This window comes from Nocardiopsis coralli, assembly GCF_014892575.1.
GTDB lineage: Bacteria > Actinomycetota > Actinomycetes > Streptosporangiales > Streptosporangiaceae > Nocardiopsis > Nocardiopsis coralli.
In genome coordinates this window covers 301,629-314,381 of record NZ_JADBGI010000004.1, presented here as the reverse complement: position 1 = coordinate 314,381, position 12,753 = coordinate 301,629, and the positions used below count along the sequence as shown (strand labels likewise).

The 12,753-nt window shown below is 72.8% G+C and carries 11 protein-coding genes; 7 read left to right on the top strand and 4 right to left on the bottom strand.

Going from position 1 to position 12,753, the window contains the following annotated elements; all coding sequences use genetic code 11:
- Positions 1–38: 38 nt before the first annotated feature.
- Positions 39–716, top strand: a complete 678-nt coding sequence (locus tag IDM40_RS06445) for a response regulator transcription factor (RefSeq protein ID WP_193120976.1) — start codon at positions 39–41, stop codon at positions 714–716.
- A gap of 3 nt (positions 717–719) precedes the next feature.
- Positions 720–2,105 carry a HAMP domain-containing sensor histidine kinase gene (locus IDM40_RS06440; RefSeq protein WP_193120975.1) on the top strand — a complete coding sequence of 462 codons (1,386 nt, stop codon included), beginning with the start codon at positions 720–722 and terminating at the stop codon, positions 2,103–2,105.
- A 9-nt stretch (positions 2,106–2,114) separates the two neighbouring features.
- Here the strand turns inward: IDM40_RS06440 and IDM40_RS06435 are convergent, their stop codons facing one another.
- Positions 2,115–2,768, bottom strand: a complete 654-nt coding sequence (locus IDM40_RS06435) for a response regulator transcription factor (protein ID WP_193120974.1) — start codon at positions 2,766–2,768, stop codon at positions 2,115–2,117.
- Complete coding sequence (locus tag IDM40_RS06430; protein ID WP_193120973.1) at positions 2,765–4,015, bottom strand: sensor histidine kinase; 1,251 nt, start codon at positions 4,013–4,015, stop codon at positions 2,765–2,767. The genes IDM40_RS06435 and IDM40_RS06430 overlap by 4 nt, the downstream gene beginning before the upstream one ends.
- 110 nt (positions 4,016–4,125) lie before the next feature.
- Here IDM40_RS06430 and IDM40_RS06425 point away from each other — a divergent pair, with 110 nt between their 5' ends.
- Both IDM40_RS06425 and IDM40_RS06420 read left to right on the top strand, forming a co-directional pair.
- Positions 4,126–4,890: an ABC transporter ATP-binding protein gene (locus IDM40_RS06425; protein ID WP_193120972.1), complete on the top strand. Its 765-nt coding sequence runs from the start codon at positions 4,126–4,128 to the stop codon at positions 4,888–4,890.
- Positions 4,887–7,304 carry an ABC transporter permease gene (locus IDM40_RS06420; protein ID WP_193120971.1) on the top strand — a complete coding sequence of 806 codons (2,418 nt, stop codon included), beginning with the start codon at positions 4,887–4,889 and terminating at the stop codon, positions 7,302–7,304. Before IDM40_RS06425 ends, IDM40_RS06420 begins: the two co-directional genes overlap by 4 nt.
- A gap of 55 nt (positions 7,305–7,359) precedes the next feature.
- Here IDM40_RS06420 and IDM40_RS06415 read toward each other — a convergent pair whose 3' ends face one another.
- On the bottom strand, positions 7,360–8,037 hold the full coding sequence (locus IDM40_RS06415) for a TetR/AcrR family transcriptional regulator (RefSeq protein WP_193120970.1): 678 nt from the start codon (positions 8,035–8,037) through the stop codon (positions 7,360–7,362).
- A gap of 37 nt (positions 8,038–8,074) precedes the next feature.
- Here IDM40_RS06415 and IDM40_RS06410 point away from each other — a divergent pair, with 37 nt between their 5' ends.
- A complete protein-coding gene (locus tag IDM40_RS06410; RefSeq protein ID WP_193120969.1) occupies positions 8,075–8,941 on the top strand; it encodes a CPBP family intramembrane glutamic endopeptidase in 867 nt (288 codons plus the stop codon).
- 64 nt (positions 8,942–9,005) lie between these two features.
- On the opposite strand, the gene IDM40_RS06405 is transcribed toward IDM40_RS06410, so the two are convergent.
- Positions 9,006–9,953 (bottom strand): TAXI family TRAP transporter solute-binding subunit, encoded by a 948-nt coding sequence (locus IDM40_RS06405; protein WP_193120968.1) that lies wholly within the window; start codon positions 9,951–9,953, stop codon positions 9,006–9,008.
- Positions 9,954–10,225: 272 nt separating this feature from the next.
- Here IDM40_RS06405 and IDM40_RS06400 point away from each other — a divergent pair, with 272 nt between their 5' ends.
- Both IDM40_RS06400 and IDM40_RS06395 read left to right on the top strand, forming a co-directional pair.
- Positions 10,226–11,788, top strand: coding sequence for an SLC13 family permease (locus IDM40_RS06400; RefSeq protein ID WP_193120967.1), 1,563 nt, complete (start codon positions 10,226–10,228; stop codon positions 11,786–11,788).
- Positions 11,789–12,011: 223 nt separating this feature from the next.
- Positions 12,012–12,737: a GntR family transcriptional regulator gene (locus IDM40_RS06395; protein WP_193120966.1), complete on the top strand. Its 726-nt coding sequence runs from the start codon at positions 12,012–12,014 to the stop codon at positions 12,735–12,737.
- Positions 12,738–12,753 lie beyond the last annotated feature (16 nt).

Sequence of the window (12,753 nt, the reverse complement as noted above, 5' to 3'; positions counted from 1 at the left end):
GGCCGGGTGTCCTCGGGAGGTCGCCGAATCTGCCTACCATGCTGCTCATGCGCATTCTCGTGGTGGAGGACGACGACCGGGTCGCACGCGGGCTGGTGACCGCCCTGCGGTCGGCCTCGTTCGAGGTCCAACGGGTGGCCACCGCGGAGCGCGCCCTCAGCGCCCCGCCCGCAGACGTCGTCCTGCTCGACCTCGGCCTGCCCGACGCCGACGGCATCGAGCTGCTGCGCCGGCTGCGCGGCCGGCCGCAGACCGCCATCATCGCCGTGACCGCCCGCGGCGAGGAACGCGACCGGGTGCGCGGACTGCGCGCGGGCGCCGACGACTACGTGGTCAAACCCTTCGGTGTCGCCGAACTCCTCGCCCGCGTCGACGCGGTCCTGCGCCGCACCCGTCCCGCCCGCGCCGAACCCGAGGAGGCCGAACCGCCGATCCGGGTGGGTGACGTGGTCGTGCACCCCGATTCCCGGACGGCGACCGTGGACGGCGAACCGGTACGCCTGGCCCGCAAGGAGTTCGACCTGTTGGCTCTGCTCGCCGGGCGTTCGCCCTCGGTGGTGGCGCGCGACCAGATCCTCGACCAGGTGTGGGGCACCGCGTGGGAGGCGTCCTCTCGCACGCTCGACACCCACGTGGCGTCGCTGCGCGCCAAGCTCGGCGACTCGGTGCGCATCCGTACCGTGCGGGGCGTCGGTTACATGCTCGACGGGGCCTGACCCGTGCTGCGTCGCCTGCTCGTCATCCTCGTCCCGTTCGCGGTCGTGCTGGTCGTGGCGGTCCTGATGCCGCTGGGCACGATGACCGCGCAGCAGCGCACCCAGGAGGCCTACGTCGACCGCACGGGTGACGCCGGGCGGTTCGCGTCCCTGGCACAGAGCGCGCTGGAGGCCGAACGGTTGTCCGCGCTCAACCAGGAGCTGGAGCGCTACCGGCAGCTGTACGGGACCCCCGTGCTGGTGGTCGCCCCCGACGGGCAGGTCGTCGCGGGCTCGGAGGACGACGAGCGCTCGGCCGAGCTGCTGGACTCGCTGCCCCTCGACGCGCAGGTGCGCACCGCCCTGGCGGGTGAGCGTCCACCGCCGCCGGAGACCGTGTGGCCCTGGAGCGACGACCCGCTCGTGGTCGTCGAACCCGTGGGCCGCGACAGCGAGGTCGCCGGGGCGGTCGTGCTGGTCGCGCCCACCGACCGGCTGGGTTCGGAGGTGCTCGACGCCTGGGCCTGGACGGCGGTCGGCGGGCTCGTGCCGCTGGCGCTGCTCGTGGCCGCCGCCCTGCCGCTCTCCCGGTGGGTGCTGCGCCCGATCCGGCGCCTGGACGAGGCCACCGAGGCGGTCTCGTCGGGCGACCTGGAGGTGCGTGTGGACGCCGAACGCGGGCCGCCCGAACTCCGCCACCTCACCGACTCCTTCAACACCATGGTCTCGGTGGTGCAGGCCGCGCTCGAACGCCAGCGTGCGTTCGTCTCGGAGGCCTCCCACCAGCTGCGGAACCCGCTCGCGAGCCTGCGCCTGGCGGTGGAGAACCTCGCCCCGCACCTGCGGACCGAGGAGGCGCGGGAGGCCCACGCGATCGCCGTGGACGAGACCACCGTCATGCACCGGATGCTGAACTCGCTGCTGGCCGCGACCCGGTTGGAGAGCGTCACCGGTTCCGAACCCGTGGACGTGTCGGAGGTGCTGCAGACGCGGGTGGAACGCTGGCGGGCCCTGGGTTCCTCGCGCGGCATCGAGGTCGAGACCGACGTGCCCGAGGGGTTGCGCGCGCTCGCACCCGCGGGCGGGCTCGGCAGCATCCTCGACGAACTGGTCAGCAACGCGACGCGGCTCTCCGGCGGGACCCGGATCGCGGTGCGGGCGCGCGACGGCGACCCCGTGCACCTGTGGGTGCTCGACGACGGCGGAGGGCTGCCCGAGGAGGAGCGCGAGTCGGCCCTGGACCGGTTCTGGCGCTCGACCCGCCACCAGAACACCGAGGGCACCGGGCTGGGCCTCGCGATCGTCGCCGACCTCGTGCGCGGCAGCGGCGGACGGCTGTCGCTGACCGACGGCATCGGCGAGGGCGACCGCCCCGGCTTCGGTGTGCTCATCGAGCTCCCGCCGGCCTGAGGGGCCCGGTCAGCGGTCCAGGTAGGCCAGGACCGCCAGCACACGGCGGTGCCCGTCGGTCTGCGGATCCAGGTCGAGCTTGGTGAAGATCGACCCGATGTGCTTGCGCACCGCCGCGTCCGACACCACGAGGGTGCGGGCGATGGCGGCGTTGGACTCGCCCCGGGCCATGAGCCCCAGGACCTCGCGCTCGCGGGGTGCCAGGCGTTCGAGCGGGCTCGACCGGGCCGCCATCATCACGCGGATCACCTCCCGGTCCAGGACCGTGCCGCCCGACGCGACCTTCGTGACCGCCTCCGCGAACTCCTCGACGTCGCCGATGCGCTCCTTGAGCAGGTATCCCGCGCCGCCGGGGGCGTCGACCTCCAGGAGCTCCGAGGCGTAGGCGGGCTGCACGTACTGGCTGAGCACGATGATCCCGAGTCCCGGGCGTTCGCGGCGGATGCGGACGGCCGCCAGGAGCCCTTCGTCCCGGAACCCGGGCGGCATGCGCACGTCCGTGACGACGAGGTCCGGACCGTGGGCGCGCACCGCCTCCTCGAGGGCGTCGGCGTCACCGACCGAGGCGACCACGTCGTGGCCGAACCGGGTCAGGACCCCTTCCACCCCTTCGCGGAGCAGGACCGAGTCGTCGGCCACCACGACGGACAGTGGGTGCGTCATCGTTGCGGGATCTCCAATCGCACGGTGGTCGGCCCGCCCTCGGGGCTGTGCACGGTCAGTACCCCGTCCAGGACCGCCAACCGGTGGCGCAGGCCGCCCAGCCCGCCGCCGTCGGGGTCGGCGCCCCCTGGGCCCTCGTCGGTGACGTCCACGCGCAGTGTTCCGTCGTGTGTGTCCCCGCTGACCCGGACCGGGGCGCCGGGTGCGTGTTTGGCGGCGTTGGCCAGGGCCTCGCACACCACGAAGTAGGCGGTGGACTCCACGGCCGGGGGAAGGCGGTCGGGCGGGTCGAACTCGACCGAGACCGGGGAGGACGCACGGGCGGCCACGTCCAGCAGCGCCGCCCGCAGCCCGCGTTCGGTGAGCACCTGGGGATGGATGCCGCGGACCAGGTCGCGCAGCTCGCTCAGGGCCGCCGTCACCTGGTCCTGGGCCTCCCGGACCGCGCCTGCCGCCGGGGAGCCGTCAGGCAGGTCGAGCCGGGCCAGCCCCAGGGCGGTCTTCACGGCGACCAGTCGCTGTTGGGCGCCGTCGTGAAGGTCGCGTTCGATGCGGCGGCGTTCGTCGTCGAAGGCCTCCGCCAGGGCCGCGCGGGAGGTCGTGACGTCGCGCAGCTCCGCGGCCAGGCGTTCCTCACGCGGGGAGAGCACGGCGCGCACGATCTCCGAGCGCGCCGACGCCCAGGCGGCCACGAGGTAGAGGCCGACCAGCCACAGCGAGGCCCAGCCGGCCACGCTCGCCACCCACTCGGCCGGCCGCAGCCAGGCGGCGCCCCAGTAGTTGAGCACCCCCGCCAGCGGGGAGCCGAGCGCGACGACCAGCACCGCCAGGTCCAGCACGTACAGGACGCTGAGGGCGAGCACGGTGTACCCCACGTCCCGCCACGTACGGGTGGAGAACGCGCGGGCCCGCAGCCGGGCCCACCGTCCCGCTCCCGAGGGGGCGGTCTCCGGCGGAGGCTCCAGCTGCTCCCCGACCAGCCCTTCGCACCACCGGCCCCAACGGACCACCAGAGGGGTACTGCCCAGGACCGCAGCCAGGAACAGCATCCCCAGCGGCAGCGCCAGGATCTGCCACTGGCGCCCCTGCTCGGGCCAGTGCACGGCCAGCAGATGCACGGTCCCGTACAGGAGCGAACCCGCCACGAGGCCCGAGGCCAGGTAGGCCAGAGCCCGCCACGGCCACGCCGACAGCAGGAAACGGTGGGGCGCGAGCGTGATCGCCGCGCGCAGGGTTCGGACGGTCACATCCCGAGGTTAGACCGGCACCCCGCCCCGGCGCGGTGGACCAGGGTCTACCTCCGTCTCTCCACCACAGGCACCCGCGCGAGGGCCGCCCGCTCCGCTGTGCTGGAGACATGAACACCACCGTCGGCGCCGCACGGGGCGCCCTGCAGATCATCTCCCTGACCAAGCGCTACACCACCGGCGGGCACACGGTCGACGCCCTGGACGGCGTCTCGCTCTCCGTGCCGGAGGGCACCTTCACCGCCGTCATGGGGCCGTCCGGCTCGGGCAAGTCGACCCTGCTGCACTGCGCCGTCGGTCTGGACCGACCCGATTCGGGAAGCATCACCGTGGACGGGACGGTGCTCGACGGCCTCGGTGAACGGGGGCTCACCGAGTTCCGCCGGGCCCGGGTCGGGTTCGTCTTCCAGAGCTACAACCTCGTCGGCGCACTGACCGCGGCACAGAACACGGTGCTGCCCGCGCGCCTGGCCGGACGGCGAACCACGCGGGAGGAAGCCCTCGACGCCCTGGACGGGGTGGGGCTGCGCGACCGCGCCGACCACCGGCCGCACCAGCTCTCCGGCGGCGAACAACAGCGGGTGGCGATCGCCCGGGCCGTGCTGAACCGGCCCGCCCTGATCTGCGCCGACGAGCCGACCGGCGCCCTCGACCTCACCCGCGGCCGGCAGGTGCTGGACCACCTGCGCGCCGCGGTGGACCTGCACGGCCGGACGGTGCTCGTGGTCACCCACGACCCGTCCGTGGCCGCGCGCGCCGACCGGGTCGTGTTCATGGCCGACGGCCAGGTCGTGGACGGGATCGGCGGCGACGGCAGCGGCCGCCTCGACGCCGGGGAGATCGCCGTGCGCATGGCCGGGCTGGAGGAGACATGATCGCGCTCTCCATGGTCCGCCACCGGCTGCGGTCGGTCCTGGGCGGGTTCGTCGCGCTGGTCCTCGGGGTGGCGCTGATCGCGGCCTCCGGGATCGTCATCGCCTCCTCGCTGCCCGACGTGCCGCCGCGTTACGGGCAGGCCGACGTCCTGGCCGTCCCGGAGGCCGCGGGCACCAGGTCCGACGACGTCACCACCGCCCGCGGTGTCTGGGGCCACGGTGAGGCCGACGCCCTCGCCGAGGAGATCGCCGGTTCGGGCGGGGTGGAGACCGCGGTCGCCGAGCGGCGCTTCGACGTCCGGGTCATGGACGGCGAGCGGACCCTCGGAGAGCCGGTCGGCGACACCGCCGACGGCGCGGGCGGCGCCGGATGGTCCTCCTTCGGTCTGGGAAGCGTCCGCATGCTCGAGGGCGGGGCGCCGACCGGGACGGACCAGGTGGTGCTGCCGGCCTCCTACGACCGTTCGGTGGGCGACACCGTCACCGTGCTGACGGCCGGCGCCGAGTGGCCGATGACCGTCTCCGGTGTCACCGACGGGGACGACGTGCTCGTTCCCGACCGCCTCGCGGAGGGGACCGCCACGGCCGTCTCGGTCATCGGTGTGGTGGCGTCCCCGGGCATCGACCCCGCCGACGCCGGTGACCGGGTGCGCGGCGTGCTGGGGCCGTCCGCGGACGTGTTCACCGGCGCGGACCGCGGTGCCATGGCCGCGGAGTTCGACGACGCCGACAACTGGGTGGGCCAGCAGCTGTTGGTCCTGGTCGGGCTGCTCGCCGTGTTCGTCTCCGTGTTCGTGGTCGGCACAACGTTCACCTTCCAGGTGGAGGTGCGCCGCCGCGAACTCGCCCTGCTGCGCGCGGTCGGTGCGACACCGCGCCAGGTGCGCCGGATGCTGCTCGGCGAGGCTGCGGTCGTGGGCACCGCGGCGTCCCTGGTGGGGGCGGTCGCCGGGATCGCCGGGGCGTTCCTGCTCGGCCGCTGGATGGTCGGCATGGAACTGCTGTCGCCCGGCTGGGAGGTGCGCACCGTCGCCCTTCCGGTCGGTGTGGCCGTGGTGACCGGGGTGGCCGCCGCGGTCGCCGGGGTGTTGGGAGCCTCGCGCCGGGCCGCCCGGGTGGCCCCGCTGGAGGCGCTGCGTCCGGTGGAGGCACGGGGCGGAACGGTCCCTCGGTGGCGCCTGTGGACGGGGATCGCCGCGGCCGCGCTGGGCGGCGTGCTGGTGGTCGCGACCGCGCGGGGTGACATGGAGGCCTCGATCTCCTTCGCCCTGTGCACGAGCCTGGCCCTGGTCGTGTCCGCTGCCGTGGCCGCGCCCGTGTTCCTGCCCCGGGTCGTCGGTCTGGTCCCGGGGCGGTCCGCGCTCGCGGAACTGCTGCGGGCCGAGACACGTGCCGATCCCCGCCGGGCGGCCGCGACCATGCTCCCGGCCCTGCTCGTGGCCGCGCTCGCCGTCACCGTGCTGGGCCAGACCGACACGCTCGGCGCGGCGATCGACGAGCATTCCCGGGGGGAGGTTCCGGGCGAGGCGATGGTGGTGCAGGAGGACGGAAACCTGGGCCTGACCGACCGCGCCCTGGAACGGACCCGCGAGCACGCCGAGGGCGAGGTCGCCAGCCAGCTCTCCACCGGGGTGTACGTCGACGGCCGCTGGGTGGAGGCAGTCGGACGCCACCTGGACTCCCCGCCGGAGGGAACGGTGTGGGCCTCCCCCGCCACCGCCGCGGAGTTCGGCTGGGAGGAGGGCGACACCGTGGACCTCACCTGGCGCGACGGCAGCGACGGGCGGGTCCCGGTGACCGTCGCCCCGTTCCCTCCCGAACTGGAGCTGTGGGCGGAGCTGGCACTCCCCCACGACCTGGCGCGCGAGCACGACCCGGGCACCTTCGCGATCAGCGCGGCGTTCGACCCGAGGGACGCGGGGGCGCTCTCGGCGGAGCTGGCCGACCAGGGTTCGCGGGTGGTGGCCACCGACCGGCTGTTCGACGACGGGGTGGCCGAGGAACTGCGCCTGCTCCGGCTCTTCACCGGGATCATCCTGGCGCTGTCCCTGGGGTACACGGCCGTCTCCCTGGCCAACACGCTGTCGCTGTCGACCTCCGCGCGCCGGCGCGACCTGGCCCTGCTGCGGGTGACCGGTGCGCACCGGCGCCAGGTGCTGGGGCTGTTGACGGCCGAGACCGGCCTGGTCACCGCGGTCGGGCTGGCCCTGGGGGCACTGCTGTCCCTGCCCGGGCTGTTCGCGCTGACCGTGGGGTTGCGCGACGAGTTCGACCCGCGTGAGGGGCCCGCGGAGGTGGCGGTGCACCTGCCGTGGGCCGAGCTCGGCGCGGTGGGCGCCGCTTCCCTGACCATCGCCCTGGCCGCGGCGCTCGTTCCGGCCGTGCGCGCGCTGCGCCGGCCGCCCGTCGCCTGAGGGGGCGGTGGGCGGTGTGCGGGGCCGGACGCGGAAGAGCGCGCGTCCGGCCCCGCTACGCGTCGCGGCGTGCGGAGATGCCGTCCACGATCAGGTCGAGGACCTGGTCGAAGTAGGTGTGCTCGACGGCGAGCCCGTCCGGTTCCGACACCGCGGTGGCCAGGGTCGCCTCGTGCTCGTGCGAGGCGTGTGCCTTCGTGGTCCGCATCGCGACGGCGGAGGTGGCCGCGCCGATGATCTGGTTCGAGACCGCGCGGATCGCGACGGCCTGCTGTTCCTCGTCGCCGAGCCCGTGGAGCGCCTCGACGATCCGCCGTCCCAGTGCGACCGCGTTCGGGCCGATGAGCGGGCGTGCACCGGCGAACTCGGCCGCCCAGGCGTGTGCGGTCAGGGCCGCGTAGAAGCGTCGGGCGGTCTCCTTGATCGCGGTGTCCCAGGGGGCGTCTGCGGGCGGGAGCTCGGCGGCGGCCTCGGCCAGGATCCCGTCCACGGCCAGGTCGACGAGGTCCTCCCGCCGCTTGACGTACCAGTACAGGCTCGTCGCGTGCACGCCGAGTTCGGTCGCGACCTTGCGCATGGTCAGCGCCCGGGCGCCGTCGCGGTCGAGCAGCGCGATGGTGCCCTCGACGATGCGTTCGCGGGTGAGGGAGGGCTGGGAACGGCGGCGCTCCGTTCGGTGGAAGACGCTGTCGAACTGCTGCGCGGATCCGGGGTCGCTCATGGTCGCCAGCATAGGAACTCATACGTTGTATGACGCTCTCCAACAGTGTATGTTGATGCGCATGATCAACGAACCCTCCACCCAGCGACCGCACACCCCCTCCCCCGAACAGGCCCCCGACCCCGCGCGCACGACCGCCGTGCACCCCCACGGACTCACCGCGTTCCTCGTGATCGCCTTCGCCTTCTCCTGGACCGCCTGGTGGGCCGCGCCCCAGGTGATCCCCGCGGACAGCACGATGCCGTTCGTCGTCGCCGGCGGTTTCGGCCCGATGGTCGCCGCGGTCGTGGTCACCGCCGCTACCCAGGGCGGGGCCGGGGTCCGCGCGCTGTTCCGGCGGTACTCGATCGGGCGCAGGGGCGGCGCCGTCCCGTACCTGATCGGGGCCCTCGCCCTGGTCGCCATCGCCGCGGCCGCGGCCCTGCCCGTCTACACGGGAATCGTCCAGCTCGACGAGCCCGCGCTGCGCGCGGCGCTGATGACCGTGCCCGTGCAGTTCTTGGTCATCGCCCTGGCCGGCGGCGGCAACGAGGAGCTCGGCTGGCGGGGCTTCGCCCAGCCCCGGCTGCAGGGGGTGCTCACCCCGCTCGGCGCGAACGTGGTCCTCGGCATCGTCTGGGCCGTGTGGCACGCGCCCCTGTTCTCCCTGGCGGGCACGATGCAGTCGCAGATGTCCTTCCCCGCCTACACGATGCTGTGCGTCGGCCTCACGATCGTGCTCGCCCACGTCTTCAACTCCGCACGCGGCGGGGTACTCGCCGCGGTCGTCGTGCACGCCGCCGTCAACGTCGTCTCGGGGCTGAAGGCGGTGGTCGTGCACGACCCGGCCGGGGTCACCGAGGTCGCGCTCGTCCTGCTCGCCGCCGGCGTGCTCGTGCTCGCCACCCGGGGGCGCCTGGGCCTGCGCCCCGCCTGACCCGTCCACCGCACCGGGGGCCCGCCGCCGCGGGCCCCCGGCCCATGTCCGGACCTCGAGGAACTCAGGCGGGTTTGTTCTCCCGGTACCACTGGGCGGCGCCGGGGTGCAGGGGCACGACGCCGGTGGAGATGCCGGTGCGCACGTTGATCTGCGCGGCCTCGGGCCGCTGCTCGGCCAAGGCCTCGGCGCCCCGGTAGACGGAGTCGGTGATGCGGGCGACCAGGCCGTCGGGCAGGTCCGTGCGGCACAGCAGCAGGTTCGGGATCGACATGGTCGGGCAGGCCGCGATGCCCTCGTAGGTGGTGGCGGGGATGTTCGCCGGGAAGTACGCGTCCGGGTAGATCCCCACCATGAGGTCGGCGGTCGCCGACAGGTCGATCAGCCGCACGTCGTGGTCCTCCGCGAGGGAGGCGATCGCGGGGGTCGGCAGGCCGGTCAGGGAGAACATCGCGTCGATCTCCCCGGCGGCCAGCGCCTCGGCCGACGCGGCCTGGTCCAGGCGCACCGGTTCGGCGCCGACCCCGGTCTCGGCGAGGATCTGCTCCGCCGTGAACTCGGTCCCGGAGTTGACCTCGCCGACCGACACCGGGCGCCCGTCGAGGTCCTCGATGGAGCGCACCGGGGAGTCGCCCATGACGACCAGGTGCACGAAGCTGTCGTACAGGCGCCCGACCGCGCGGATCCCGCTGCCCTCGACCACCTCGGTGGAGAGCACCGAGTCGAGGTTGGCCAGCCCCAGGTGGGCCTCACCGTCCTCCAGCAGGACGAGGTTGTCGTGCGAGGCGCCGGTCTCGACCGTGCCGACGTCGGTGCCGGCGAGCTCCTGGTCGAGCAGCATCGCGATCCGGGACCCGATCTCCCGGTAGACCGCCCCGGGCGGGCCGGTGGCCACCACGAGTTCACCTGGACCGGGCACCTGACCGCGTGTGCATCCACTCACCCCGGCGGCAACAGCAGCGCCGGCCAAGGTCAGGAGCGCGTCACGGCGGTTCGGTCCACTGAGGTGCATAGGTGCAGCTTAGACACGGTTTGCTCGGGAGGCCTCCCCGCTCACCCCGAGCGACGAAGTGTCTCAGGTCACTCACGTTGGGTGGCGCAATGTCAGGGGAATCCCAAGTCTTCCGCAGTTGCGTTGCACACATCATCACCCAGTAACCAGGATCACAGGGTCAGAAGGAGGCAACCCGAGAGAAACCGTAGTGAAACGTGCGGTCCGGCTCGGGTTCCACAGGAGGGGCTTCAAGACAACAACTGCGACCCCTCGTGACCAGGAGGACTGTGATGGCGACCCAGACTCGTCCCGAGGCGCCGGAGGCGTCCTCGTCCACTCAGGACGGGCAGCCGGCCAACGGTGGTTGGACACGCTCGAAACTCATCGGCCTCGTGCTCGGCCCCCTACTGGCCGCGGTCGTGTACGCGCTCCTGCCCGAGATGCGCATGGAGTTCGGTGACGGGGACACAGCCCTTTCCGCCAACGGTGCGGCAGTGGCCGCCGTCACGGCGTGGATCGCCATCTGGTGGGCGACCGAGGCCATCCCGATCCCGGCGACCTCGCTGCTCCCCCTGGTCCTCTTCCCGCTTCTCCTCGAGGACGTCGGGGTGGGCGACGTCGCCCCCTCCTACGGTTCCGACACCATCTTCCTGTTCATGGGCGGTTTCATGCTCGCCCTGGCCATGCAGAGGTGGAACCTCCACAAGCGCATCGCGCTGACGATCGTCTCGAAGGTCGGCTCCAACACCGCAGGCCTGGTCGGTGGGTTCATGATCGCCACCGGTTTCATCTCCATGTGGGTCAGCAACACCGCGACGGCCGTGATGATGCTGCCCGTCGGCCTGTCGGTCATCACCCTGATCGCACAGTTCCGCAACGGCCGGACCGATGCCAACTTCGCGACCGCGCTCATGCTCGGTATCGCCTACTCCGCCTCCATCGGGTCCGTGGCCACGCTCATCGGTACCCCGCCGAACGTGCTCATGGTGGGCTACCTCAACGACGCCCACGACATGTCCATCGGCTTCGGCCAGTGGATGCAGGTCGGCGTCCCGCTGGCGGTCGTGTTCATGCTGCTGGCCTGGTTCGTCCTGGTGAAGTTCTGTTTCCGGCCCCAGACCAAGAAGGTCGAGGGCGCGCAGGAAATGATCCGTGACGAGCTGCAGAAGATGGGGCCCATGGGACGCGGCGAGAAGCTCGTCCTGCTCGTGTTCGCTTCCGCGGCCTTCTCCTGGATCTTCGTCCCGATGCTGGCCGAGACCGACATCATCGGCGGAGCCCTGCCCTGGCTGGCCAGCGTCGAGGACGCCGTAGTCGCCATGACCGTGGCCGTCGCCCTCTTCCTCATCCCGGTGGACCGCCACACACGACTCCTCGACTGGGACACCGCGGTCAAGCTGCCCTGGGGCATCCTCCTGCTCTTCGGCGGCGGGCTGGCCATCTCGGCACAATTCACCGACTCCGGTCTGAGCGAGTGGATCGGCGGTCAGGTCACGGCTCTGGCCGGTGTCCCCACCTGGGTCCTCGTCCTCGCGGTCGCCGGGCTGGTCCTGGCGCTCACCGAGCTCACGAGCAACACCGCGACCGCTGCCACGTTCCTCCCCATCCTGGGCGGTGTGGCCGTGGGCATGGACGTCGACGTCCTCGTGCTCATCGTGCCCGCGGTACTCGCCGCCAGCATGGCCTTCATGCTCCCGGTCGCGACGCCGCCCAACGCCATCGCCTTCGGTTCCGGCTACGTGAACATCGGACAGATGCTCAAGGGCGGGATCTGGCTCAACCTGATCGCCATGGTCCTGATCCTGGGCACCATGTACGGCCTTGTCGGCTGGGCTCTGGGTGTGAGTCTCTGACCTGAACGGGCCACCCGGGCGCCCCTCGCACGAGGGCGGACACCCCGGGACACCGGCGCGGCCCTGCCCGTCCCAGGAGCCCGCGCCACACCACGAAGGGGCGCCCCGGACCACTCCCCCGGGGCGCCCCTTCGGCGTGTCCGGACCCCGTGAAACACGGCGAAACCGACGCTTCACACGGCAGCACGGGGCCGGAAACACGGGCTTCCTAGCGTCGGGCCCCATGGACACACCGATGTATACACAGGACGGTCCCCCAGGGGCCGAGGCCCCGACCTCGCGTCGGGACCGGGTCTACGTCCTGCTGCGCGAGGAGGTCCTCAGCGGCCGTATCGCCCCCCGCACCCGCATGGGGGAGGTCCGCCTCGCCGAACGCTTCGGGGTCTCCCGCACCCCCGTCCGGGAGGCGCTGGCCCGCCTGCACTCCGACGGTCTGGTCGAACGGCGCGACAACGGCTTCTACGCCACCGTCCCCAACCTGGCCGAACTGCGCGACCTCTACGAACTGCGGGTCACCCTCGAGCTGCGCGGCATCTCCCGCGCCATCGAGGACCCCACGGTGCGCCACGACCGCCGGATCCTCGCCGCCGAGCTCGAACGCTGGGAACTGCTGCGCGCCTCCCCGCCCGAGCCGGACCCCTCGTTCGTGCTGCTGGACGAGCAGTACCACGCGGCCGTCTCACGCGCCTCCGGAAACCGGGCGCTCACCGACGCGCTGATCTCGGTCAACCACCGGATCCGCCGGGTGCGCATGCACGACTTCCGGACCGCCGACCGCATCGGTTCCACCATCGACGAGCACATCGCCATCGTCGAACACCTCCTCGCCGACGAGCTCGACGCCGCCTACCGGGCGATGCACGAGCACGTCGGCGCGTCCATGGCGGTGGTCCTCGAACGCGCCGAGAGCGCACTCACCCACATGGCCCTGCACACCGACGTGTTCTGACGGCACCCCGTAGTAC

Coding starts and splice junctions, on each gene's coding strand:
- IDM40_RS06445 (WP_193120976.1), top strand. CDS start 39: ATGCTGCTCATGCGCATTCTCGTGGTGGAGGACGACGACCGGGTCGCA.
- IDM40_RS06435 (WP_193120974.1), bottom strand. CDS start 2,768: ATGACGCACCCACTGTCCGTCGTGGTGGCCGACGACTCGGTCCTGCTC.
- IDM40_RS06425 (WP_193120972.1), top strand. CDS start 4,126: ATGAACACCACCGTCGGCGCCGCACGGGGCGCCCTGCAGATCATCTCC.
- IDM40_RS06420 (WP_193120971.1), top strand. CDS start 4,887: ATGATCGCGCTCTCCATGGTCCGCCACCGGCTGCGGTCGGTCCTGGGC.
- IDM40_RS06415 (WP_193120970.1), bottom strand. CDS start 8,037: ATGCTGGCGACCATGAGCGACCCCGGATCCGCGCAGCAGTTCGACAGC.
- IDM40_RS06410 (WP_193120969.1), top strand. CDS start 8,075: ATGTTGATGCGCATGATCAACGAACCCTCCACCCAGCGACCGCACACC.
- IDM40_RS06405 (WP_193120968.1), bottom strand. CDS start 9,953: ATGCACCTCAGTGGACCGAACCGCCGTGACGCGCTCCTGACCTTGGCC.
- IDM40_RS06400 (WP_193120967.1), top strand. CDS start 10,226: ATGGCGACCCAGACTCGTCCCGAGGCGCCGGAGGCGTCCTCGTCCACT.
- IDM40_RS06395 (WP_193120966.1), top strand. CDS start 12,012: ATGGACACACCGATGTATACACAGGACGGTCCCCCAGGGGCCGAGGCC.